Source organism: Streptomyces sp. CC228A (genome assembly GCF_021390935.1).
GTDB lineage: Bacteria > Actinomycetota > Actinomycetes > Streptomycetales > Streptomycetaceae > Streptomyces.
Genome location: NZ_JAJPUI010000009.1, coordinates 40928 through 62971, shown reverse-complemented (window position 1 = coordinate 62971; position 22044 = coordinate 40928). Strand labels below are relative to the sequence as shown.

Genomic DNA, 22044 nt, shown 5'->3' with positions numbered 1-22044 from the left:
TGATTGTGCAGGGGTGGTGAACGCGAAATCCACAAGCCTCGAACAGCTGTGACCTCAATCACGCGATGGATGTATATGCACAGGGCGAAGGGGAGTTGACGGGGCGTCGCCGTACATCGCTGCACATGTCGCTGTGATCGACTTTTCTGCGGATCTTGGCGCTCTACCGGCACAAAAAGGCTCACTGTCTGCCTGGTTTGACCGTGAAACGCCCCACCGGACACGCCCGCTTCCCGCCGGGGAGTGAATACGCCTCCTCATCACCACCCCCAGGGACGCCGCCACCCGGCGCTCCGGTTCTCAGTCGCCCCCGCTCGAAAGGGGCGTGACGAAATCGTGAACATGGTTCATGCTCTGCTGGCACACATCTGCGTGCCGGCAGGAGTTCCGAGGGCCGCTCGACAACCAGGCGCCCGCGGGGGGAAAGGAAGTCATGGACGCCGCCTCAAAGACGGTGGAGAGCGACGAGAACGCGCCATCGGAGAAAAGACCCGGAGCGGCAGCGTCCCCTCCGGATCCACTCGCCGCACCGGGAAAGCGCAGCCGCCGGCGCCGCCGCTACGCCGCCCTGGCCGCTCTCCTGGCGGTCGCCGTGGCCGTACCCCTCGGCGTCCGGGCCGGGCAGGGCACCGACACCCACGCTCGTCCCGATCGCCCCGAGACGGCGAAGGCCGCGCCGGAGCAGCCGGTCACCGCCGACGCGGCGATGCGGAAGGCGAAGCGCACCGGCAAGGACGTCGAGGTCACCGCGTACCGCAGTGCAGGCTCCACCACGTGGGCCCAGCCCGACGGGCTGCTGCGGACCCGCATCCACAGCTCGTCGATCCGCGCCGAGGTCGACGGCGAGTGGAAGCCCGTCGACACCGACCTCCGGCGCGTCGACGGCGGATACGCGCCCAAGGCCGTCAACGACCCGCTGCTCTTCAGCGCGGGCAGCGGCGGCGAGGGCGAGCGCGCCTCCCGCTCCCTGCCGCGGACCGCCCTCGTCCGCAGCACGGCGGACCGCACGGCCGAGAAGGACCCCGCCGACTGGAGCGACCTCGTGCAGCTCACCACGGGGCGCCACCGGATGGTCGTCAAGTGGCCGGGCCGGCTGCCGGCACCCGTGGTCAGCGGTCCCCGCGCGCTGTACGAGGACGTGCGGCCCGGCATCGACCTGCTGCTCACCGCGCGGGACAGCGGCTTCTCCCACGTCCTCGTCGTCAAGGACCGCGAGGCCGCGCAGGACCCGCTGCTCGACCGGCTCTCCTACCATCTGGCCTCGCCCACCCTGACGTTCGTCATGGACCCGGAGTCCAAGGCGGTCAGCGCCCGGGACAGCGCGGGCCAGGAGTTCGCCGCCTCGCCCACGCCGTACATGTGGGACTCCTCGGCCCCGGTCCGCACCACCATCGGCGAGACGCCGACGCCGGACCCCGCGGTGGGCGGCACCTCCCTGGCCCTGCCCGGGCTGGCGGGCCCTCAGCCGGGCACCCGTGACGCCGTGCTCGACGCGGCCCTCGGCGCGAACGGCAAGCTGGACCTCGTCGGCGCCGACCGGATGCTGGCGGACCCCGACACCACGTACCCCGTCTTCATCGACCCCTCCTTCAAGGGGCGGAAGCTCAACTGGACGACGCTGTACGCGAAATACCCCTCGTCCAGTTTCTGGAACGGGCAGAACTTCAACGACGGCGCGAACGAGGCGCGGGTCGGGTACGAGCGGACGACCGGCGGCCTCTCCCGCTCCGTCTTCACCTTTGAATTCGGCCAGGCACTGCACGGGACGAAGATCCAGACGGCGTATTTCCGCGCCCGCCAGATCTACTCGTGGGGATGCAGCGCACGCCAGTACAACCTGCACCTGACCGGGTCCATCTCCTCCTCCAGCACCTGGAAGAACCAGCCGACGTGGGGAGAGGTACTCGACAGCAAGAGCAACGGCTACGGATACAGCGCCGACTGCCCCGACCAGTGGTCGGCTCTGAACATCACGTCGGCGGCCCAGAAGGGCGCCGACCGGAGTTGGAGCACCCTCACGCTCGGGCTGCGCGCCGCCAATGAGAGCGACACCTACGCGTGGAAGAAGTTCACGGCGAACGGCGAGAACGCGCCGTACATCGAGGTGACCCACAACCGCCCGCCGAACTCGCCCAAGGCGTCGGCGATGAAGACCTACCCGGGCGGCACCTGCGACTACACGGCCCCGTATCCCGGCATCGGCAAGTCGGACATCACCTTCACCGTCACGGCGAGCGACCCGGACGGCAACCTGAAGTCCATCGTCCTGAAGGTCTGGCCGAGCGGCAGCGACTCCACCACCTCCGCCGTCGTCCACCAGACGCTCACGCCCAACAGCAGCGGCACGGTCACGGCGACGTACCCCTGGTCGAAGTTCACCAGCGGCAAGGCCTACTCATGGGAGGCGATGCCCGTCGACACGCTCGGGGAGACGACCCGGTGGGGACCCGCCGAGACGGGCTCCGCGTGCCAGTTCACCGTCGACCACTCCGCGCCCAACAGCCCCGAGGTCGTCTCCGACGCCTTCCCGCCGTCCGGTGACGACGGGTCGGTCTGGTCGACGGTGACCTTCGGCGGCTCCGGCCGGTTCACCTTCTCCCCGGCCGGGTCGACGGACGTGAAGGAGTACCAGTACGGCTTCACCACGGCCTTCGCGTCCAGGGCCGCCACGACCGGCGGGCCCGTGACCGTCACCCTCACCCCGCCGCACGCCGGGCCGACCGCGCTGTACGTGCGCTCCGTGGACGGCACCGGCAACATCTCGCGGGCCACGGTGTACACCTTCCAGGTGCGGCCCGCGCCGGTGTCCGACAGCCCCATGGACGTGACCGGCGACCAGGTGCCCGACCTGTACACCGTCGACGCGGACGGCAACCTGGCCCTGCACGCCAAGGCCAAGGGCAGCGACCGGCTCCACACGTCCATGCCCGCCGCGTACACGACCGACACGGCCGACGGCTCCGCGCAGCTCGTGGCCGACGGCTACTGGACCGGGGCGCTCATCACCCACAACGGCGACTGGCTGCCCGGCGACGGGGTCCAGGACCTGGTGGCGCGGATGCCCGACGGCAAGCTGTACGTGTACCCCGGCGACGGGTACGGCGGCTTCGACGTCACCCGCCGGGTCGAGGTGCTGCTGCCGTCCGGGGCCCCCGCACCGGCGTCGCTGCGGCAGATCCTCGCCGTCGGCGACGTCACCGGCGACGGGCGGGCCGACCTGCTGGCCCTCGCGGGCACCGACCTGTGGGCCTTCACCGGCTACACCGGGGTCAGCTTCGCCAAGGCCGCGCACCTCACCGGCGAGGCCTGGAGCGAGCGCGACCTCGTCCAGGTCGGCGACGTCACGGCGGACGGGGCGCCCGACCTCGTCTACCGGAACAACCCGACCGGGCAGCTCCACCTGCGGTACGGCAAGAAGGCGGCGGGCGGCGGCCTCGCCCTGGCGTCGATCGGCACGAAGGCGGCCTCCGCGGGGCAGCTCGACACATACGGACCGTCCGGCTGGTCCCGTTCGGCGCTGCCCATCGTGACCGGCACCCCGGACATCAGCGGGGACGGCGTGCCCGACGTCATCGCGCTCTTCGCCGGCGGCCAGGCACGCGTCTACCCGGGCCGGGCGATCGGGCTCACCTCGGCGAACGCCTTCTACATCATCAAGGACTCCGTAGGGACCAGCTGGTCCGGATACACGGCCATCGGCTGACCCCGGGCGCCCAGCGACGCGGAGCCCCCGACCGGTACCCCCGGCCGGGGGCTCCGCCGTTCAGTGCCAGGCGGCGGTGAGGTCGGCGGCGTGGACCGCCAGGGTGCCGCAGACGAAGGCCAGTTCGTGGGAGACGCCCGCCGGGTGCGGGAGGAGTTCGTCGAGTTGCAGGGCGCCCAGCCGGAGGTGGTGGCCGTCCGGCTCGTCGGCCTCCAGGCGGAAGGTGCGGACGTCCGCGTACCGCAGGTGCAGGGCGCCCGCGTGCTTCCACTCGTTCGGTGTGAAGGCCAGTTCCAGGGCGAGCGCGCCCCCGCTGTCGGTGAGCGTCGAGCGGGCGAGCGTCAGGTCCTTGACGCAGCGGGGACTCGTGAAGTCGTGGTGGGCCGGGTCCTGCGCGAGGCGCCGCGCCCCCGGGGGCAGCGCGTCGAGCAGGCCCGGCAGGGCGTCCCGGTAGGGCCGCGGGTCGAGGGCCACCCGTACCGGTCGGGGAGCGGGGTGATCCGTGCGTACCGCACCGGTCAGGACGCATCCGCGGTGAGGCGGGAGAGGCCCGGCCACGTGAGGGTCATCAGGGTGGTCGCGGCGTCGCGGGCGGAGGCGCCGGGGGTGTCGTTGGCCCAGTCCGCCAGGGACTCGGCCGCGCCCGCCAGGGCGTGGGCCAGGGGGGCCGCCACCCGCTGCGGGACCTGCGCGTGGGAGGTGACCAGCGTCGCCACGTACGCGACGATCTCCGCGCGCAGCGACGCGACCTCCGCGGCGAAGGGTTCGCCGTGGGTGCGGGCCTGGCGGTGCAGGATCGCCCAGCCGTCCGGATGCTGCGCCGTGTGGCTGAAGAACGCCAGGAGCGCCGACCACAGCGTGCGCTCCGGGGACCGGCGGGCGTCGGCGGCAGCCCGCTCGATCGCCGCCTTGAGCGCCGACGCCTCCCGGCGGATGCACGCGCTGAACAGCGCGTCCTTGGAGGTGAGGTAGAGGTACACGAGCGGCTTGGACACCCCTGCCGCCTCGGCTATCTCGTCCATCGACGCCGCCTGGTAGCCCCTGCGGCCGAAGACGCGGACCGCCGCGTCCAGCATCTGCTGCTCCCGCACCTCCCGCGGCAGGCGCTTGGCCCTGGTGTCCATGGCGACAGACTACTGGGCGGTTTCGCATGGGTGTGCCCCCTCGGCGCGGGCCAACGGGGGGCGTGGACCCGGTGAGGTGAGGGAGTGTCACCCCGCACCGGGCAGCAGCATCACCTGCGGTCGCCGGGCTGCCACCGCCTGTGACACCGCACGCCGAAGCGCCCCGGACCACCGCGGGTCCGGGGCGCTTCGGCGTGTGCACGGGGCAGGTCCTCCCTGACGCAGGGCCTGCACGAGCAGGGGCGCTACGCGGCGGCGGGGACGGCCTCGCGCTCTTCGCCGGCCGGCTCCGGGTCGTCCACGGGGGACGCCGACGCCGAGTTGTACGCGTCCAGGTCGAGGATCTTCTCCCGGGCGGCGACCACGACCGGCACCAGTGCCTGGCCGGCCACGTTCGTGGCGGTGCGGACCATGTCGAGGACCGGGTCGATCGCCATGAGGAGGCCGACGCCCTCCAGGGGCAGGCCGAGGGTGGAGAGGGTCAGGGTCAGCATGACCGTCGCGCCCGTGAGGCCCGCCGTCGCCGCCGAGCCGATGACGGAGACGAAGGCGATCAGGACGTAGTCCTGGATGCCGAGCTCGACGTTGAAGATCTGCGCGATGAAGATCGCCGCCAGTGCCGGGTAGATCGCGGCGCAGCCGTCCATCTTCGTGGTGGCGCCGAACGGCACCGCGAAGCTCGTGTACTCCTTCGGCACGCCCAGGCGCTCGGTCACGCGGACCGTCACCGGCATGGTGCCGACCGACGAGCGGGAGACGAAGGCCAGCTGGATGGCCGGCCAGGCGCCCTTGAAGAACTGCAGCGGGTTGACCTTGGCGACCGTGGCGAGGAGCAGCGGGTACACGCCGAAGATCACGAGGGCGCAGCCGATGTAGACGTCCGCGGTGAACGTGGCGTACTTGCCGATCAGGTCCCAGCCGTACTCGGCGATGGCGTAGCCGATGAGGCCCGTGGTGCCGATCGGCGCGAGGCGGATGACCCACCACAGGGCCTTCTGGAGGAGCTGCAGCACGGACTCGCTCAGGGCGAGGACGGGCTGCGCCTTCTCACCGAGCTTGAGGGCCGCGACACCGGCGACGGCCGCCATGAAGACGATCTGCAGGACGTTGAGCTCGGTGAACGGCGTGATGACGTCCGTCGGGATGATGCCGGTCAGGAAGTCCAGCCACGAGCCGGCGTTCTCCGGCTTCTTGCCGTCCATCGGCGTCAGGCCGGTGCCGGCGCCCGGGTTCGTCAGCAGGCCGATGGCCAGGCCGATCGCGACCGCGATCAGCGAGGTGATCATGAACCAGAGGAGGGTGCGGGTGGCCAGCCTGGCGGCGTTGTCGACCTTCCGCAGGTTGGTGACGGACACCAGGATCGCGAAGAAGACCAGCGGGGCCACGGCCAGCTTCAGCAGCTGGACGAAGATGTGGCCGACCTTGTCGAGGGTGGTGTAGAGCCAGGCCACGTCGTAGCTGCGGGCGATCCAGCCGAGGACCACACCGAGGACGAGACCGGCGACTATCTGGGCCCAGAAGGGCACCTTGGCGAGGGGGCGCGCGGACACGGACACACTCCAGTAGTGCGCGAGGGGACGTACGGGGGCAAGGGTGCTGCGGGGCGCCCGCGCGCTCGGGGCGGCGCCGCCGGGGAGAGCCGGGCCGGGGCAGGCAGGGCCTCAGGGCCTCAGGCTGCGCGGCTGCGACACGCCGCGGAGAAACAGCGGCACAGGTCGACGTGCAGGCGCGCCACGAGCGGGGTGCTCATGGCCCGGTACGGGAGGCGCGCTGCGGTCTTCATGGCCTGAACGTTAACACCTGAACTTTGAGAGCCTCAAAGGCGTTCTTTGAGGGGTGGGAGCCCTGCTTCGACCTTGGAATGTGCAACACCCCAGGACGGGAGCCGTGTTCCCGTCCCGGGGTGCCCGGAATGCGTGTGCGGTGTGTGACGTACGCGATAGCGCTACGCGTGGCCCTCCTGCGCGTGGCCCTCCTGCGCGTGGCCCTCCTACGTGGCGCCCTCCTACGCGTGGTCCTCCTGCGCGCGGTTGGCGTTCAGCCGGTTCTTCGCCTTGTCGACCCGCTCGACGATCTGCGCCGACATCGCGTCCCGCTGCCGGCGCAGCAGGACGTAGCTGAGCGGCGCGGACACGACGATCGACAGCAGCAGTACCCACAGCCCGTTCGAGTCGCCGAGGCCGCGCGGGACCAGGCCGAAGGCGACGAGGGTGTACAGGACGACGAAGCAGGCGGCGAAGACGCCGAAGCGCATGAGGGTGTACTTGAGGGTGGCGCTCGACCTGGTGGGGGTGGCGGACACGGCGGGCCCTTCCTTCTCCGTACGGTCCCGGGACCGCGCTGGGCGGGCCCGACGTGCTGACTGGTCTGACTGGTCCTGTCCGACTAGTGAAGCACGTGCCGTATCGATCACTTCAGGGGGAGCAGCATGTGGATGTCGTCGCGGTACTCGCCGTCCCCGACCCGGATCGCGTCGGGGATGCGGCCGACCTCCTTGTAGCCGCAGGAGGCGTAGAACCGCTCCAGGCCCAGGCCGCCGCGGCAGGTGAGGCGTATCGCCTCGATGCCCGGCATGTCCCACACGGCGGCCTCGGCGGCGGCGAGCAGGGCGCGGCCGCAGCCCGTGCCGTGGTGCCGGGGGTGGACCATGACCGTGTAGAGCCACACCCAGTGCTGCATCAGCCGGTGGCTGTTGAAGGCGACGAAGGCGGTGGCCGCGATCCGCTGCTCCTCGTCGTAGCCCGCGAGCAGCCGCATGCGGCCGTCCGCGAGGGCGGTGAGGTGCTGCACCCATTGCGGGCGGATGTCCTCCGGGGTGACGGGCGGCACGAAGCCGACGGCCCCGCCGGCGTTGGTGACGTCCGTCCACAGGGTGAGGACACCGTCACGGAGGTGCTGGTCGACGGGCGGGTCCAGGACGAAGTTGAGCGGCATGCCTCCGACGATAAGCCGCTCAGCGGAGTGCCTCGGCGGCGACCGCCAGGTCGGACACCAGGCCCGCGTACGCCGCCTCGCGGTCCCGGTCGCCCGCGCGGAGGACCGCGGAGGGGTGGATGGTGGCGACCAGGCAGTCGCCGCGCTCCTCGTACGGCAGGAGGATGCCGCGCTGCCGGGTGACCCGGAACGACGAGCCGAGCAGCGCCTTGCCGGCGGTGGCGCCGAGGGCGACCAGGACGTCCGGGTCGACGAGCCGGACCTCGGCGTCGAGCCAGGGCTTGCAGGCGGTCGCCTCGCGGAGGGTGGGCGCCTTGTGGATGCGGCGCTTGCCGCGCTCCGGGACGTGGGCGAACTTGAAGTGCTTGACGGCGTTGGTGACGTACGTGTCGTCCGGGTCGATGCCGGCCTCGTCGAGGGCGCGGTCGAGGACGCGGCCCGCGGGCCCGACGAAGGGCCTGCCCTGCCGGTCCTCCTGGTCGCCGGGCTGCTCGCCGATGAGGAGCACCCGGGCGTGGGCGCTGCCGGCGCCGAAAACGGTCTGCGTGGCCGCTTCGTGCAGGGGGCAGCCGCGGCAGCCGCCCGCGGCCTCCCTGAGTTCGGCGAGCCCGGCGCCCTCCGGCACGAAGGGCTCCGCCGTGTACGCGCCCTCGGGGCGCTGCGTGCTCGCGGTCCTCGCCATGCGCGCCGGGTACCCCCGGCGGCCCGCCTGTCACCCCGGCGCCGCGGGCGCCGTCCGCTTCGCCGTACGGTCCGCCGTGCGGGCACGGGCGGGTGCGGCCCGCCGGGCGGGGCGGCGGGGGCGGTCGCCTGGAGGCCGGGTGGGCCGGTGGGCGTGACGGGGGCCCGGCGGCCCGGTGACGGGGGCCGGTGACGGGGGCCGGTGGGCGTGACGCGGGGCCGGTAGGCCGGGCGGCCGGGCCGTCCCGGCCGTCCCGTCTGCGCCGCCCGCGGGGGCCTCGGGCTCAGACCCGCATCGGCTGCGGCGACTCGCGGCGGTCCGGGTCCGGGCCCGGGTACTCGCGGATGACCTCGTAGCGGGTGTTCCGCTCCACCGGGCGGAAGCCGGCGTCGCGGATCAGCTCCAGCAGGTCGTCGCGGGTCAGCTTGTTCGGCGTGCCGTAGTTGTCCGCGTCGTGCGTGATCTTGTACTCGACGACGGAGCCGTCCATGTCGTCCGCGCCGTGCTGGAGCGCGAGCTGCGCCGTCTGCACACCGTGCATCACCCAGAAGACCTTGACGTGCGGGACGTTGTCGAACAGCAGCCGGGAGACCGCGAACGTCTTCAGGGCCTCCGCGCCGGTGGCCATGGTGGTGCGGGCCTGGAGGCGGTTGCGGACCTTGCCGTCCTGCATGTCCACGAAGTCGTGCTGGTACCGCAGCGGGATGAAGACCTGGAAGCCGCCCGTCTCGTCCTGCAGCTCACGCAGCCGCAGCACGTGGTCGACGCGGTGGCGGGGCTCCTCGATGTGGCCGTACAGCATGGTGCACGGCGTCTTGAGGCCCTTCTCGTGCGCCAGGCGGTGGATGCGCGACCAGTCCTCCCAGTGGGTGCGGTGGTCGACGATGTGCCGGCGCACCTCCCAGTCGAAGATCTCCGCGCCGCCGCCGGTGAGCGACTCCAGGCCGGCGTCGATGAGCTCGTCGAGGATCTCCGAGGCGGTCATGCCGGAGATCGTCTCGAAGTGGTGGATCTCCGTCGCCGTGAACGCCTTCAGGGAGACGTTCGGGAGGGCCTTCTTCAGTTCCCGCAGCGAGCGCGGGTAGTAGCGCCACGGCAGGTTGGGGTGGAGCCCGTTGACGATGTGCAGCTCGGTGAGGTTCTCCGACTCCATCGCCTTCGCGAGGCGCACGGCCTCCTCGATGCGCATGGTGTACGCGTCCTTCTCCCCCGGCTTGCGCTGGAAGGAGCAGTAGGCGCACGACGCGGTGCACACGTTCGTCATGTTGAGGTGGCGGTTGACGTTGAAGTGGACGACGTCGCCGTTCTTGCGGGTGCGCACCTCGTGGGCGAGGCCGCCGAGCCAGGCGAGGTCGTCCGACGCGTACAGCGCGATACCGTCCTCACGGGTCAGCCGTTCACCGGACCGGACCTTCTCCTCCAGCTCGCGCTTGAGCCCCGCGTCCATCAGGCCGCCTCCCATACGTCTTCCGCCATTCGGTGCCCTTCGGGCTCCACTTACCGTACTCCCCCGCCTTCCGGGCCCGGCGACCCCGTGGTGCGCGGGGCCTCAGACCTCGTCCGGCAGTTCGCCGACCCGGTTCTCCCACTTCGTGGACAGCACGATCGTGGTGCGGGTGCGGGAGACGCCCTTGGTGCCGGAGAGGCGGCGGATGATCTTCTCCAGGCCGTCCACGTCGTTGGCCCGGACCTTGAGCATGTACGAGTCGTCGCCCGCGATGAACCAGCAGTCCTCGATCTCCGGCAGGTCCTTGAGGCGACGGGCCACGTCCTCGTGGTCGGCGGCGTCCGAGAGCTGGATGCCGACGAGGGCGGTCACACCGAGGCCGAGCGAGGCCGCGTCGACCGTGGCGCGGTAGCCGGTGATCACCCCGGCCGCTTCGAGGCGGTTGATGCGGTCGGTGACGGAGGGCCCGGAGAGCCCGACGAGTCGGCCGAGCTCGGCGTACGAGGCCCTGCCGTTCTCGCGCAGAGCCTGGATGAGCTGCCTGTCCACGGCGTCCATATGCCTGAAGCCTTCCATTGTTCAGCGATACCGCAAGTTCTACTGTAGAATCTAAGGCGAAGCGGGGTCAATGACCTGAGAATCTGTGACCCCGTGTTGTGTTCAGTCGATCAACGACGATCCCTGAGGAGATGACACCCACCGTGTACACGATCGAGATGGCCTACGCCCAGATGCGTTACCTGCAGGAGCAGGCCAGCCGCTCGCGTGTCAGCAGCTTCGCCCCGTCCGAGCGCGTCGTGCGACGGGAGACCGAGGTGTGGGAGGACGCCGGCGCGGCCGGCGGCCGCGCACGCCGTACCCGCGGCCGGAAGCACTGAGCCCACCGCACCCCGCGCCCGCTGCGGCCCCGCACCGGAGTGCGCACCACCGGCCGGAGGCCCGCCCGCCCGGCGGCCGGGCCCTCGGCCGACCGGGTGGCCGGCCGGCCGGTCAGTCCTTGCGGGAGCCACCGAGCTCTCCCTTCCAGCGGCGGTACAGCCCGTGCGGCACCCCCGCCGCGTCCAGCACCCGGCCGGCGACGAAGTCCACCAGGTCCTGGATGTGCGTCGCCCCCGCGTAGAACGCCGGAGAGGCGGGCAGCACCACGGCGCCCGCCTCCTCCAGCGCCACCAGCTGCCTGAGCGTCGGCCCGTTCAGCGGGGTCTCCCGCACGGCGACGACCAGCGGGCGCCGCTCCTTGAGCGTCACGCCCGCCGTCCGCTGGAGCAGGTCCTTCGACAGGCCCAGCGCCACCCCCGCCACACACGCCGTGGAGGCGGGCACGATCAGCATCCCCTTGGCCGGGTACGAGCCGGAGGACGGCCCGGCGGCCAGGTCGCCCGCCGCCCAGTGCCGTATGTCCGCGCCCGCCACGTCCACGTCGAAGGCGCGCGCCGAGCCGTCCGCCCCGCGCGCCAGCCACTGCGCGAGGTCCTCGCGCCAGCGGGCGTCGCGGAACGCGATGCCCGTCTCGTCCAGCAGCGTCAGCCGCGAGGCCCGCGAGACGACGAGGTCCACGCTCTCCCCGGCGGCCAGCAGCCCCGCAGCACGGCCGCCGCGTACGGTGTGCCGGACGCCCCGGACACCCCGACGACCCACGGCCGCCGCTGCCGCGCTGCCTGCTGCTCTTCCACCACCGGTACGGGCTCCACGCCGACGAGCCTATCCGCCCGCCGGAGCGCGGGGCCCCGCGCGGTCCGCCGGGGAACCGGCCCGGTCCGCCGCGCGTTTCCCCACCGTGGGACGCGCGACAGGTACGGGGGGCGCGATGCGCAGCAGCACGGCGGCGGGAAGAGAGTGGACCGGGGCGGACCGGGTGAAGGCCGCCGCGTGGCTGATGGCGGGCTGGATCGCCCTGCTGTGGCTGCTGGAGGTCGCCGACCTGCTCACCGGGCACGCGCTGGACCCGTACGGGATCACCCCGCGGGAGGTCGGGGAACTGCGGGACGTCGTCCCGGCGGCGTTCCTCCACTTCGGCTTCGGCCACGTGGCGGCGAACTCGGTCCCGCTGCTGGTCTTCGGCTTCCTCGCGGCGCTCGGCGGCATCCGCCGCTTCCTCGCGGTGGCCGCGATGATCATCGTGGTGGACGGCCTGGGCGTCTGGCTGGTGTCGCCCGCGTACAGCAACACGGCGGGCGCGTCGGGCCTGGTCTTCGGCCTCTTCGGCTACCTGGTGGTGCGGGGCTTCGTGGACCGCAAGGCGCTGGACATCGGCGTGGGCCTGGTGATCGGCCTGGTGTGGGGCTCGACCGTCCTGCTCGGCATATCGCCCACCCAGTCGGACGTGAGCTGGCAGGGCCACCTGTTCGGCCTGGTCGCGGGTGTGGCGGCGGCGTTCGTCTTCCGGCGGCGGCGACCGGGCCGGGCGGGCGCGCCCGGCCCGGACGCCTGAGGTCAGGCCTCGGACCGGGGATCGACGGGGAGCCGGCTGGTGTCGATTGCGAGACGACCAGCACCCGAGTCGACAGTGAACGTCTTGCCGTAGGGAATGACGTCCCGGCCTCGGTATCCGTCGGGGCCCGGATTCCACAACGTCACACACTGCCGCCGGTACGGGTCGAAGATCAGGTAGTGCGGGATACCGCGCCGCGCGTAGGCCGTGTCCTTGATCTCGTAGTCGTTGCGCACGCTGCTCGGAGAGACGACCTCCACCACGAGTTCGATGAGCTCCGGTCCGTAGGCGCTGAGGTTCTTGCTCACCTCGGCCTCAGGGATCACCGCGAGGTCGGGGCAGAACTCGTTGGCGTCGTCGAACGGGACGGCGACATCGCTGATGAAACCCCACTCCGTCTCGACCTGGGCTTCAAGCAGGTTCCACACCAACCGGATGGTCTGGGCGTGGTGTGGCTTGACCGGACTCATCATGAGGGCGCCCTCGACAATCTCCGACCGATAACCCGGGAACATGCCCTCGAGTCGGCTGAGCTGCGAGTGCAGGCGGTCGATCTCCGAGACGGTCACGTCAGCCTCCCTTCCTTGCACTCGATGGTAGGGCGCACGCTACTCAGAGAGTCAGGCCGCGCACCGCCAGATCGAGGACCGCACACACGAACAGGGCCATGCCGATGAAACCGTTGACCGTGAAGAACGCCCTGTTCAGCCGGGACAGGTCGTGCGGCCGGACGATCGTGTGCTCGTACACGAAGGCCCCGGCGACGATCAGCAGGCCCAGCCACAGCAGCGGGCCGCCGCCGGTGAGGACGGCGAACCACACGAACAGCGCCATCGTGACGGCGTGGCAGACCCGGGCGCTCCGGATCGCGGCCGGGACGCCGAAGCGGGCCGGCACGGACCTCACGCCCGTCTCGCGGTCCGAGTCGACGTCCTGGCAGGCGTAGATCAGGTCGAAGCCGCCGATCCACACGCCGACCGCCAGGCCGAGCACCACCGCGTCCCAGGACCACTCCCCGGTGACGGCGAGCCAGCCGCCGACCGGGCCCATGCCCTGGGCGAGGCCGAGGATGGCCTGCGGGTAGTTCGTGAACCGCTTGCCGTACGGGTAGACCACCATCGGGACGACGGCGACCGGCGCGAGCGCCAGGCACAGCGGGTTCAGCAGCGCCGCCGCGCCCAGGAAGACCACCAGGGCGATCAGCGCACCGGTCCACGCGGACCGGACGGACACCGCGCCGGTGACCAGCTCCCGCCCCGCGGTGCGCGGGTTGCGGGCGTCGATCTCCCGATCGATGATCCGGTTCGCCGCCATGGCGAAGGTGCGCAGCCCCACCATCGCCACGGTGACCAGCAGCAGCGTCCACCAGTCGACGCTGCCGCCGTCGAGGAACATCGCCGTCAGCGACGCGATGTAGGCGAAGGGCAGCGCGAAGACCGAGTGCTCGATCATCACCAGGCGCAGGAACGCCCTGACCCTGCCGGGCTGCGGGGCGGCCGCGGGAACGGCGCCCTCCGCCGCGGTCACAGCCCGTACTCCTTCCAGCGGCGGGTCACCTTGGCCGCCGTCGCCGCGTCCGACTCGATCATCTCGGGCCAGCCGCCGTCCCGCACATAGCCCTCCTCGGGGAGCTTGCGCGTCGCGTCGATGCCGGCCTTGCCGCCCCAGAACTTCTGGTACGAGGCGTGGTCCAGGTGGTCGACCGGACCCTCCACGACCGTCAGGTCCCGGGAGTAGTCGACGTTCCCGAGGGCGCGCCACGCCACCTCGTGGTAGTTGTGCACGTCGCAGTCGGCGTCGACGACCACGATCAGCTTCTCCAGCGACAGCATGTGCGCGCCCCAGATGGCGTGCATGACCTTCTGGGCGTGCTTCGGGTACTTCTTCTCGATCGAGACGATCACGCAGTTGTGGAAGCCGCCGGACTCCGGCAGGTGGTAGTCCACGATGTCGGGCACGATGACCTTCAGCAGGGGCAGGAAGAAGCGCTCGGTCGCCCTGCCCAGCGGGCCGTCCTCCGTCGGCGGGCGGCCGACCACGATGGACTGGAGCAGCGGGCGGCGGCGCATCGTCACGCAGTCGATGGTCAGCGCCGGGAAGTCCTCCTGCGGCGTGTAGAACCCGGTGTGGTCGCCGAAGGGGCCCTCCGGGAGCATCTTGCCGGGCTCCAGCCAGCCTTCCAGGACGACTTCGGCGTGCGCCGGGACCTGGAGGGGGACCGTCTTGCAGTCCACCATCTCGATCCGCTTGCCCTGCACGAAGCCGGCGAACAGGTACTCGTCGATGTCCTCGGGCAGCGGGGCCGTCGAGGCGTACGTGACGGCCGGGGGCGCGCCGAAGGCGATGGCGATCGGCAGGCGCTCGCCCCTGCGCGCGGCGACCTGGTAGTGGTTGCGGCTGTCCTTGTGGATCTGCCAGTGCATGCCGATGGTGCGGCGGTCGTGGCGCTGGAGGCGGTAGAGGCCGAGGTTGCGCACGCCCGTCTCGGGATGCTTGGTGTGCGTCAGGCCGAGGTTGAAGAAGGAGCCGCCGTCCTTGGGCCAGGTGAACAGCGCGGGCAGCGCGTCGAGGTCCACCTCGTCGCCCTGGAGGACGACTTCCTGGACGGGGGCGTCCTTCACCTTCCTCGGCGGCACGTGCGTCATCGCGCCGAGCTTCCCGAACGCCTCCCGCACCCCGACGAAGCCGCTCGGCAGCTCCGGCTTCAGCAGGCCGCCGATCTTCTCGCTGATGGCGTCGTACGACTCCAGTCCGAGCGCCTTGAGCAGGCGGCGGTCCGTGCCGTACACGTTCATGGCCAAGGGCATCGCGGAGCCCTTGACGTTCTCGAAGAGCAGCGCGGGACCGCCCGCCTTCTGCACCCGGTCGACGATCTCACCGACCTCCAGGTGCGGGTCGACTTCGGCCTTGATGCGCTTGAGGTCGCCTTCGCGCTCCAGCGCCCTGAGCAGCGAGCGGAGATCGTCGTAAGCCATGCGCCCAGTATCCGGGATGCCCGCGGCCGCGCCCCGGGCGGGCCCCTGGCGAGGTGCACGCCGAGCCCCCGGCCGGGCGGGGGGCACCGGCTACGCTGGGCGTGTCACCGGGGCTGCCGAACGCGGCCCGCCAACGCATTCAGGGGGCTGTCCCACATGCTCAGGGCACTGATGTACATCCTGCCGATCGTCCTGACGATCTTCGCGTTCATCGACTGCCTGAACACCCCTGAGGACGAAGTGAAGCACCTGCCGAAGGTGGCGTGGGTCTTCATCATCCTGCTGTTCTGGGTCGTCGGCCCGATCGTGTGGCTCGTGGCGGGCAGGACCCGGCGCGCGGCGGCCGGAGGGGCAGCCGGCGGGGGGCGCCGCGGCTCCCGTGCGCAGTGGGTGGCCCCGGACGACAACCCCGAGTTCCTTGAGTCCCTGCGCGAGCAGAACAAGAAGAAGGACGAGGCGCTGTTCGAGGACTGGGAGGCGGACCTGCGCCGCCGCGAGGAGGAGCTCAGGCAGCGCGAGGAGGACGGCGGCGAGGACGGCCCGCGGGGCGGGCGGAAGGGCGAGCAGCACGGCGAGGGCGACACGCCCAGGTCCTGACCGCCGGGACCACCGGCCCGCACCCGCCCCGCGCCCAGGTCCAGCCCCGGCCCGCACCCGCTGCGCCCGCTCCGCACCCCCGGCCCGCACCCGCTCCGTACGTGAGCCCTGACCACCGGCCCGCACACCCCGCGCTCCCCCTGGCCACCGGCCCGCGCACCCCGCGCCCCAGGCCCCGACCACCGGCCCGCCCCCGCCCCGCGACCGGCTCCGCGGTCCGGCCGCGCGCGGAGGGCGCGTCACGGTCGGGTGACGACCCCGGCACCAGTACGAAACTCTCCGCGACACAGCAAGCACCCTTGGCTATCCTGCACCTGAAAGTGTGACAGGACGTGTCTTGTGACGCTGACGCTACGGGGGGTGGCGGGTGGACAGAGAGCTGTACGGCCGCGAGGCGGTGCTCGATCCGGCCGGCCTCGCCGCCCGCCTGACCGGCCTCGCTCCGTACGGCTTCGCCAAGGTCGCCTACGAGCACGGCGACGACCCCCCCGTTATGTTTTCTGCGGCTCCGCAACGGGGCCGCTGGCCTCCGGGCCCGGCATGACTGTTGCCCCCTGTCGAAGGCATGACCTGGGGGGTGGTGTCACCGGGTCCGGGGGTGTTCGTCGGAGACGCTGATCAGAGGTCCGGCCACCGTCCGGTCCGGCGCAATGCCGGACAGTTCGCGGGCGGCAGGTCTGCATAACGTGGATGCGCGAGCACGACACCCGAGCCGAGGCCGGCACCGCCAACACCCCCTGGGAAGGGGCACGATGTTCGAGATCGAAGACGTGGGCGTGTTCCTGGGCCTGGACGTCGGCAAGAGTGCCCACCACGGTCATGGGCTCACCCCGGGCGGGAAGAAGGTCTTCGACAAACCGCTGCCCAACAGCGAGCCCAGGCTGCGGGCCGTCTTCGACAAGCTGCGCGACAAGTTCGGCACCGTCCTGGTGATCGTGGACCAGCCCGCCTCCATCGGCGCCCTGCCGCTGACCGTCGCCCGCGACGCCGGCTGCCAGGTCGCCTACCTGCCCGGACTCGCGATGCGCCGGATCGCCGACCTCTACCCGGGCGAGGCCAAGACCGACGCCAAAGACGCCGCCGTCATCGCGGACGCCGCACGGACTATGCCGCACACCCTGCGCTCGCTGGAACTGACCGACGAGATCACTGCCGAGCTCACCGTGCTCGTCGGCTTCGACCAGGACCTCGCCGCCGAGGCCACCCGCACCTCCAACCGGATACGCGGTCTGCTCACCCAGTTCCACCCCTCGCTGGAGCGCGTCCTGGGCCCGCGCCTGGACCACCAGGCCGTGACCTGGTTGCTGGAGCGCTACGGATCCCCGGCCGCCCTGCGCAAGGCAGGCCGCCGCAGACTCGTGGAGCTGATCCGCCCGAAGGCCCCGCGCATGGCCACCCGGCTGATCGACGACGTCTTCGACGCGCTCGACGAACAGACCGTCGTGGTCCCGGGCACCGGCACCCTCGACATCGTGATCCCCTCCCTGGCCGCCTCGCTCACCGCTGTTCACACCCAGCGCCGGGCGATGGAAGCCCAGATCAACGCTCTGCTGGAGGCTCACCCTCTTTCCCCGGTCCTGACGTCGATGCCCGGCGTCGGCGTCAGGACCGCCGCCGTCCTGCTGGTTACCGTCGGCGACGGCACCAGCTTCCCCACCGCAGCCCACCTCGCCTCCTACGCCGGCCTCGCACCCACCACGAAGCAGTCCGGGACCTCGATCCACGGCGAACACGCACCCCGAGGCGGAAACCGGCAGCTCAAACGGGCGATGTTCCTCTCGGCCTTCGCCTGCATGAACGCCGACCCGGCCTCCCGCACCTACTACGACAAGCAACGAGCCCGCGGCAAAACCCACACCCAGGCACTCCTCCGCCTCGCCCGCCAACGCATCAGCGTCCTGTTCGCCATGCTCCGCGACGGCACCTTCTACGAACCCCGGACACCGACGGACGTCGAACTCGCCGCATAGCTTCAGCAAGCCCGAACCACCCGAAACCCGACAGAGGTGCCTTGACGAAAGACATAGAGGCACCCCCCCGGTCACCGTCTTCACCGGCGGCCGCGGCATGGGCAAGACCGCCCTCCTCAAGCAGATACGCAACGCCTACCGCGGCGGCACCCCGCTCGCCCTGCTCGACTGCGCGCACGTCGAGGAACCCGCCGAGCACGGCGCCGGGTGGAACCCGGTCACCGGCGCCCTCGCCGAGCTCGCCGTGCAGCTCTCACCGCGCGTGCTCTCGGCCCCGCCCGTGCAGTTCCCCCGCCTCTGCCTGGGCCTCGCCGCCGTCACCAGCATCGGCTGGTCCCAGGAGGACGACGAGCGCGCCCGCCGCGACCTCCAGCGGCTCGCCCCCGTCATGGCGACCGTCGACGAGTCCAAGGGCATGGGCACCGCCTGGGTCAGCAAGGTCCTCGCCACGCTCGCCTCGACCGTCGCCGACGGCACCGCCCCGATGGCCGGCGTCCTCGCCGAAGCCACCGTGGAGACCGTGCTGGAGGAGGTGTACGGCCGCTACCAGCGCCGCACGGAGGGCTGGTACGGCACATACCGCGACGCCGGCGGGAACGGGAAGCTGGGCCTGCACCGGCTCGCCGTCGACTTCCGGCACGGCGGGCCCCGCCGCGCCGCAGCCGAGCGGCGGCTGGTCGGCGCACTCGTGGAGGACCTGCGCCGCGCCTACACCGGCCTCACCCGGCTCGGCAGCCGCCGGGGACGGCCCGTCCTGCTGCTGGACAACGCGCACGCGCCGCTCGGCCGCCGCCTCGTCGAGCCCCTCCTGCGGGACCGCGCCGACGGCCGCCGCGACCAGCTCGTCGTCATCGCCGCCTCCCTGCAGACCGACCACGAGGGCCTGCGGCACGCGACCCGCCGCCGACTGCCCGAGGTCGCCCACCTGGCGCCCTGCCCGCGCGGCGACGACATCACCTCCGGCGTGCTCGCCGTGGAGCTCACCCCGCTGAGCACCGCCCACACCCGCAGCCTCTTCGACCGGTACGACCCGGCGGGGCACGCCCCCGCCGACCTGCCGGGCGCCGTGCACCGGCTGACCGGGGGCCGCCCGCTCGGCGTGGACCTGCTGGGCCGGGCGGCCGGCCAGGCCCCGGCCGCACTGCGCGGCGCGCTCACCCCCGGCGCGCTGCTGGACCTGACGGTGGAGCTGCGCGAGGACTCCCCGGGCGTACCGGTCGCCGAGACACTGCTGGCCCGGCTGCTGCCCGGTCGGCACCGCGACGAGCCCGCGGTGCTCGCGGTGCTGGCCGCCGCCCACGACGAGGGCTCCGCCCGGGTGCTGGCCCGCACCCGGCTGCGCGCCGCCTCCGCGGAGGGCGACGTGGCGCTGCGGGCCCGCGACACGCTCCGCGCCGACGGCTGGCCGACCGGGCCCGCGCGCCCGGCTCAGCCCGCGCACTTCGTGGCCGACCCGCTGCTGCGGGCCCTGCTGCTGCACCGGCTGCGCTTCCACGACGGCGACGCGCCCGCGTACGCCGCGTGGCGGGCCGTCCACGAGACCCTCCGCACCCACTACGAGCACGGGCCCACCCCGTACCGGCTGCGCCAGGAACTGGCGCTGGGCCGCACGGAGAGTGCGGTGACCGAGCTGCGGACCGCCTTCCCGGACCCGGACGTGCAGGGCTGGCTGGCCCGGCTGCGGTTCGTCGCCTCCGCGCCGTACCCCCGGGAGCTCCACCGGTCGGGGCCCGACCCCCGCCGCGCGCTCGCCCTCGGGCAGGACCCGGGCGGGGAGCCCCCGGCCGGGCTCACCGGCGACGCGGCGGCGCTGCACATGGCGGTACGGCGGCTGCTGCACGCCCTGTGGCTGCTCACCGACCCGCTGACGCTGCCCGACGCCGAGGTCGTCGACCGCATGGCGTACGAGCTGCGCCAGCTGTCCGGCCGGCACCTGACGGGCAGCAGCGCGCTGTGGGACGCGGCCACCCACTGGCCGAGGGACATCCGAGCCTGGCGCAGCCCGTCGTTGCCGCCGGGGAGCGAGGACGGAGCGTGACGAGCATGCGCAACCCCCTGCGCTACCGCGTCTTCTACACCACCCGTCAGCGGATCGTGACCAGCACCGTGGTGCTCGCCCTGCTGGCGTGGGGCACCGTCACGGTGGTCCGGCGCGTCACCACGCCCGAGGACCGCTCGTGCGCCCCCGGCGTGGTCCGCCCGGTCGGCAGCGACGAGTGCGTGGGCGTCGCCTCCGCCGGGGACGGCTACGCCTTCGGCGAGGACGGGCTGGCGCAGGTCGCCGCCGCGATCGGCCGCGAGAACGCGGCCCTGAAGGACGGCGAGTACGCCACGGTCGCGCTGCTGCTGCCGCTGACGTCGGCCGACGCGGGCCTCCGCGCCAAGATGCGGCACGAGCTGCAGGGCGCCTTCGCCCAGCAGTACCGCGCGAACCGGCAGAACAACGAGGCCCCGAAGATCCGGCTGCTGCTCGCCAACACCGGCAAGGACAACGCCCACTGGAAGGTCCCCGTCGAGCAGTTGAAGACGATGACGGGCGCACCGCACCACCTGCGGGCGGTGTCCGGCATCGCCACCAGCTCCACCGCCGTCCGCTCGGCCGTCGGCGAGCTCACCGGCGCGGGCATCGCCACCGTCGGCACCACCATCACCGCCGACGACATCGCCAACGGCCCCGGCGGCTCCCCCTTCCCGGGCCTCGCCCGGGTGTCCCCCACCAACGGCGACGAGGCGCGGGCGCTGGCCCACTTCGGCCGCGTCAACGCCGCGAAGGCGCTGCTGGTCCACGACACCCGCACCGGCGACCACTACACCGACACCCTGAAGGACGCCTTCTCCTCGCTGCTCTCGCGCTCCCCGTACGAGCCGCAGCTCTTCACCTCCGGCGAGGACCCGAACGCCGAGGGCACCACCGCCAACACGTTCCGCCAGATCACCCACCTGGTGTGCGACACCCGCGCGGAGACGATCTTCTTCGCGGGGCGCCACGTCCAACTGCGGCAGTTCATCAACGCGCTGGGCGGCCGCGGCTGCAAGGACCGCTCGTTCACGCTGCTCACCGGCGACGAGGGCTCCTACCTCGGCGCGGACCCGCAGCTCGACCGGTCGGCGCTGGAGAAGGGCCTCACGGTCCGGTACGCGGCGCTCGCCCACCCCGACGCGTGGCGCGCCCGCGACGGCTACGAGGCGCCCGCGACCGGCGGGTCGACGGAGGCGTACGACACGTTCGTACGGACCCTCGCCGAGGTCTCCAAGGCGCCCGCGGGGCCCATCGGGCCGACCGCGCTCGCCGACGGGCAGGCCATCATCGCGTACGACGCGCTGGCGGCGGCCGTGCGCGCGGTCCGCGAGGCCACGCCGCCGGGGCGGCACCTGCCGCCGGTGGCGGACGTGGCACGGCAGTGGCCCCAGGTGAAGGGCTCCCTGAAAGTGCAGGGCGCGAGCGGCTGGATCTGCCTGGACAACTACGGCAACCCGCACAACAAGGCGGTGCCGGTGGTGCAGTTGACGCGCGGCACACCGGCGTTCGTCGCCATGGCCTGGCCTGAGGGGAAGCCTCCGGCGGCGGACTGCCTGCCACCGCGGCAGTGAGAGCGGCGGCGGGATGTCCGGGGCGGTGGGCAGGCGCACCCGGCACCGCACCGCCGCCGACGGCACCACCACCGTGCCGCCGACGGGGCCGGCGCCGTACCGCCGGCACCACCACCGTCCCGCCGACGGTGTCAGAGCAGCACCGCCGACAGCCGGTCGAAGCGCACCCGCCAGGCCGCCTCCTGGTCCTCGCGCAGCGCCTCAGGGCCGTCGAACGTGTGGGTCAGGCGGAGCACGGTGGCCGCGCGGTCGCCGTGCTCGCCGGGTTCCAGGTGGAAGCGGACCCGGCCGGCCCCGCCCGTGAACGTGTACTCGACGACCCGTTCGACGTCCCAGGCCGTGACCGTCCCGGTGACCGCCGCACCGGCCGGGTCGTCCAGCCACCGCAGCGCCACCGCGCCGCCGAGCCTCGGCTCCAGCACGTCGACCGCGGCCAGCCACGACCGCAGCCCGTGCCGCGCGGCGAGGGCGGGCCAGACGTCCTCCTCCGGGCGCGGCAGGTGCACCACCTGCCGGACCGTCCGCGTACCGTGCGGGGCGTGCGGGGCGTGAGCGACGTCCATGCCTCCAGCGTCGCGCGGCTGCCGCGG

At 72.4% G+C, this 22044-nt stretch carries 19 protein-coding genes and 1 pseudogene; 7 read left to right on the top strand and 13 right to left on the bottom strand.

Translation table 11 applies throughout. The features are described 5' to 3' along the window. Positions 1-433: 433 nt before the first annotated feature. Positions 434-3703, top strand: a complete 3270-nt coding sequence (locus L6E17_RS23815; protein WP_236242794.1) for a VCBS repeat-containing protein — start codon at positions 434-436, stop codon at positions 3701-3703. 60 nt (positions 3704-3763) lie between these two features. On the opposite strand, the gene L6E17_RS23810 is transcribed toward L6E17_RS23815, so the two are convergent. The 8 genes from L6E17_RS23810 to L6E17_RS23775 all read right to left on the bottom strand — a co-directional run bounded on the left by L6E17_RS23810 (position 3764) and on the right by L6E17_RS23775 (position 10448). Next, positions 3764-4177, bottom strand: a complete 414-nt coding sequence (locus L6E17_RS23810) for a hypothetical protein (RefSeq protein ID WP_236242793.1) — start codon at positions 4175-4177, stop codon at positions 3764-3766. 44 nt (positions 4178-4221) lie between these two features. Continuing rightward, complete coding sequence (locus L6E17_RS23805; protein ID WP_236242792.1) at positions 4222-4827, bottom strand: TetR/AcrR family transcriptional regulator; 606 nt, start codon at positions 4825-4827, stop codon at positions 4222-4224. Between the two features lie 245 nt (positions 4828-5072). Beyond that, positions 5073-6383 carry a dicarboxylate/amino acid:cation symporter gene (locus L6E17_RS23800; RefSeq protein WP_374109130.1) on the bottom strand — a complete coding sequence of 437 codons (1311 nt, stop codon included), beginning with the start codon at positions 6381-6383 and terminating at the stop codon, positions 5073-5075. 449 nt (positions 6384-6832) lie between these two features. After that, a complete protein-coding gene (locus L6E17_RS23795) occupies positions 6833-7129 on the bottom strand; it encodes a DUF4229 domain-containing protein (RefSeq protein ID WP_308315928.1) in 297 nt (98 codons plus the stop codon). 107 nt (positions 7130-7236) lie between these two features. Beyond that, positions 7237-7761 (bottom strand): GNAT family N-acetyltransferase, encoded by a 525-nt coding sequence (locus L6E17_RS23790; protein ID WP_236242790.1) that lies wholly within the window; start codon positions 7759-7761, stop codon positions 7237-7239. A gap of 19 nt (positions 7762-7780) precedes the next feature. Beyond that, positions 7781-8443 (bottom strand): UdgX family uracil-DNA binding protein, encoded by a 663-nt coding sequence (locus L6E17_RS23785; RefSeq protein ID WP_236242789.1) that lies wholly within the window; start codon positions 8441-8443, stop codon positions 7781-7783. A gap of 283 nt (positions 8444-8726) precedes the next feature. Then, a complete protein-coding gene (gene mqnE / locus L6E17_RS23780) occupies positions 8727-9890 on the bottom strand; it encodes an aminofutalosine synthase MqnE (protein WP_236242904.1) in 1164 nt (387 codons plus the stop codon). A 102-nt stretch (positions 9891-9992) separates the two neighbouring features. Further along, positions 9993-10448 (bottom strand): Lrp/AsnC family transcriptional regulator, encoded by a 456-nt coding sequence (locus L6E17_RS23775; protein WP_236242788.1) that lies wholly within the window; start codon positions 10446-10448, stop codon positions 9993-9995. 131 nt (positions 10449-10579) lie between these two features. Between L6E17_RS23775 and L6E17_RS23770 the strand changes: the two genes are divergently transcribed. After that, positions 10580-10768 carry a hypothetical protein gene (locus L6E17_RS23770; protein ID WP_236242918.1) on the top strand — a complete coding sequence of 63 codons (189 nt, stop codon included), beginning with the start codon at positions 10580-10582 and terminating at the stop codon, positions 10766-10768. Positions 10769-10880: 112 nt separating this feature from the next. On the opposite strand, the pseudogene L6E17_RS23765 reads toward L6E17_RS23770, so the two are convergent. Then, positions 10881-11581: pseudogene (locus tag L6E17_RS23765) on the bottom strand (UbiX family flavin prenyltransferase). A 116-nt stretch (positions 11582-11697) separates the two neighbouring features. Between L6E17_RS23765 and L6E17_RS23760 the strand changes: the two are divergent. Next, complete coding sequence (locus tag L6E17_RS23760; protein ID WP_236242787.1) at positions 11698-12321, top strand: rhomboid family intramembrane serine protease; 624 nt, start codon at positions 11698-11700, stop codon at positions 12319-12321. A gap of 2 nt (positions 12322-12323) precedes the next feature. Here L6E17_RS23760 and L6E17_RS23755 read toward each other — a convergent pair whose 3' ends face one another. Genes L6E17_RS23755 through L6E17_RS23745 form a run of 3 tightly spaced genes read right to left on the bottom strand, consistent with a single transcriptional unit; the run spans position 12324 to position 15296 of the window. Then, complete coding sequence (locus L6E17_RS23755) at positions 12324-12890, bottom strand: Uma2 family endonuclease (RefSeq protein WP_236242786.1); 567 nt, start codon at positions 12888-12890, stop codon at positions 12324-12326. Positions 12891-12933: 43 nt separating this feature from the next. Next, a complete protein-coding gene (gene mqnP, locus L6E17_RS23750; RefSeq protein WP_236242785.1) occupies positions 12934-13848 on the bottom strand; it encodes a menaquinone biosynthesis prenyltransferase MqnP in 915 nt (304 codons plus the stop codon). Beyond that, positions 13845-15296: a menaquinone biosynthesis decarboxylase gene (locus L6E17_RS23745; RefSeq protein WP_236242784.1), complete on the bottom strand. Its 1452-nt coding sequence runs from the start codon at positions 15294-15296 to the stop codon at positions 13845-13847. Before L6E17_RS23745 ends, mqnP begins: the two co-directional genes overlap by 4 nt. Positions 15297-15452: 156 nt before the next feature. On the opposite strand from L6E17_RS23745, the gene L6E17_RS23740 reads away from it, so the two are divergent. The 4 genes from L6E17_RS23740 to L6E17_RS23725 all read left to right on the top strand — a co-directional run bounded on the left by L6E17_RS23740 (position 15453) and on the right by L6E17_RS23725 (position 21454). Further along, positions 15453-15893 (top strand): PLD nuclease N-terminal domain-containing protein, encoded by a 441-nt coding sequence (locus L6E17_RS23740; RefSeq protein WP_236242783.1) that lies wholly within the window; start codon positions 15453-15455, stop codon positions 15891-15893. Positions 15894-16645: 752 nt separating this feature from the next. Further along, positions 16646-17863, top strand: a complete 1218-nt coding sequence (locus L6E17_RS23735; protein ID WP_236238829.1) for an IS110 family transposase — start codon at positions 16646-16648, stop codon at positions 17861-17863. 97 nt (positions 17864-17960) lie between these two features. After that, on the top strand, positions 17961-19901 hold the full coding sequence (locus L6E17_RS23730; protein ID WP_236242782.1) for a hypothetical protein: 1941 nt from the start codon (positions 17961-17963) through the stop codon (positions 19899-19901). 5 nt (positions 19902-19906) lie between these two features. Further along, the gene (locus L6E17_RS23725; RefSeq protein ID WP_236242903.1) at positions 19907-21454 is read left to right on the top strand and encodes a hypothetical protein; all 1548 of its coding nucleotides are present in this window, start codon (positions 19907-19909) and stop codon (positions 21452-21454) included. A 131-nt stretch (positions 21455-21585) separates the two neighbouring features. Here L6E17_RS23725 and L6E17_RS23720 read toward each other — a convergent pair whose 3' ends face one another. Further along, positions 21586-22017, bottom strand: a complete 432-nt coding sequence (locus tag L6E17_RS23720) for an SRPBCC family protein (protein WP_236242781.1) — start codon at positions 22015-22017, stop codon at positions 21586-21588. Positions 22018-22044: the final 27 nt, after the last annotated feature.

Coding starts and splice junctions, on each gene's coding strand:
- L6E17_RS23720 (WP_236242781.1), bottom strand. CDS start 22,017: ATGGACGTCGCTCACGCCCCGCACGCCCCGCACGGTACGCGGACGGTC.
- L6E17_RS23785 (WP_236242789.1), bottom strand. CDS start 8,443: ATGGCGAGGACCGCGAGCACGCAGCGCCCCGAGGGCGCGTACACGGCG.
- L6E17_RS23760 (WP_236242787.1), top strand. CDS start 11,698: ATGCGCAGCAGCACGGCGGCGGGAAGAGAGTGGACCGGGGCGGACCGG.
- L6E17_RS23735 (WP_236238829.1), top strand. CDS start 16,646: ATGTTCGAGATCGAAGACGTGGGCGTGTTCCTGGGCCTGGACGTCGGC.
- L6E17_RS23730 (WP_236242782.1), top strand. CDS start 17,961: ATGGGCAAGACCGCCCTCCTCAAGCAGATACGCAACGCCTACCGCGGC.
- L6E17_RS23740 (WP_236242783.1), top strand. CDS start 15,453: ATGCTCAGGGCACTGATGTACATCCTGCCGATCGTCCTGACGATCTTC.
- L6E17_RS23725 (WP_236242903.1), top strand. CDS start 19,907: ATGCGCAACCCCCTGCGCTACCGCGTCTTCTACACCACCCGTCAGCGG.
- L6E17_RS23790 (WP_236242790.1), bottom strand. CDS start 7,761: ATGCCGCTCAACTTCGTCCTGGACCCGCCCGTCGACCAGCACCTCCGT.
- L6E17_RS23775 (WP_236242788.1), bottom strand. CDS start 10,448: ATGGACGCCGTGGACAGGCAGCTCATCCAGGCTCTGCGCGAGAACGGC.
- L6E17_RS23745 (WP_236242784.1), bottom strand. CDS start 15,296: ATGGCTTACGACGATCTCCGCTCGCTGCTCAGGGCGCTGGAGCGCGAA.
- L6E17_RS23805 (WP_236242792.1), bottom strand. CDS start 4,827: ATGGACACCAGGGCCAAGCGCCTGCCGCGGGAGGTGCGGGAGCAGCAG.
- mqnE (WP_236242904.1), bottom strand. CDS start 9,890: ATGGACGCGGGGCTCAAGCGCGAGCTGGAGGAGAAGGTCCGGTCCGGT.
- L6E17_RS23815 (WP_236242794.1), top strand. CDS start 434: ATGGACGCCGCCTCAAAGACGGTGGAGAGCGACGAGAACGCGCCATCG.
- L6E17_RS23770 (WP_236242918.1), top strand. CDS start 10,580: ATGACACCCACCGTGTACACGATCGAGATGGCCTACGCCCAGATGCGT.